This is a genomic window from Caballeronia fortuita (assembly GCF_001544835.2).
GTDB lineage: Bacteria > Pseudomonadota > Gammaproteobacteria > Burkholderiales > Burkholderiaceae > Caballeronia > Caballeronia fortuita.
The window spans coordinates 1-622 of the sequence record NZ_FCNX02000050.1 but is presented as its reverse complement, the minus strand read 5'-3'; the positions used below and the strand labels follow the sequence as shown (position 1 = coordinate 622).

Here is a 622-nt window from a genome sequence, read left to right as displayed (position 1 = left end):
TCAAATGTTCGTGCATAACAAACGTCTGCAATACACCGTCCGTGTCGCCGCTCCGAATCCGGGTCTCGCCAATCTTCTGCTCGAGCAATTCGGCGGTCCGCAGGGCGAACTGGCCGCCGCCTGCCGATACTTCACGCAAGCCGTCAGCGAAGACGATCCGGGCCGCAAGGACCTGCTCTTCGATATCGCCACCGAAGAACTCAGCCATCTCGAAGTCATCGGTTCGATCGTCGCCATGTTGAACAAGGGCGCGAAAGGCCAGCTCGCGGAAGCCGTGGAGTCGGAAGCGGAGTTGTATCGATCGCTCACGGGCGGCGGCAACGATTCGCACACCACCGCGCTGCTCTACGGCGGCGGCCCCGCGCTCACCAACTCGGCGGGCGTGCCGTGGACGGCTGCCTACATCGACACCATCGGAGAGCCGACGGCCGATCTGCGTTCGAACATCGCCGCCGAAGCGCGCGCCAAAATCGTCTACGAGCGCCTCATCAACGTGACCGACGACCCCGGCATCAAGGAAGCGCTCGGCTTCCTGATGACGCGCGAAATCGCGCATCAGAAGTCGTTCGAAAAGGCGCTGCATTCGATCCAGCCGAACTTCCCGCAAGGCAAGCTGCCGGGC

Annotated in this window: 1 protein-coding gene; it reads left to right on the top strand. The window is 62.9% G+C overall.

The window, feature by feature from the left end:
* Positions 1 to 4 precede the first annotated feature (4 nt).
* The coding region (locus tag AWB77_RS34065; protein ID WP_061138852.1) for a manganese catalase family protein at positions 5 to 622 on the top strand (618 nt) is incomplete at its 3' end.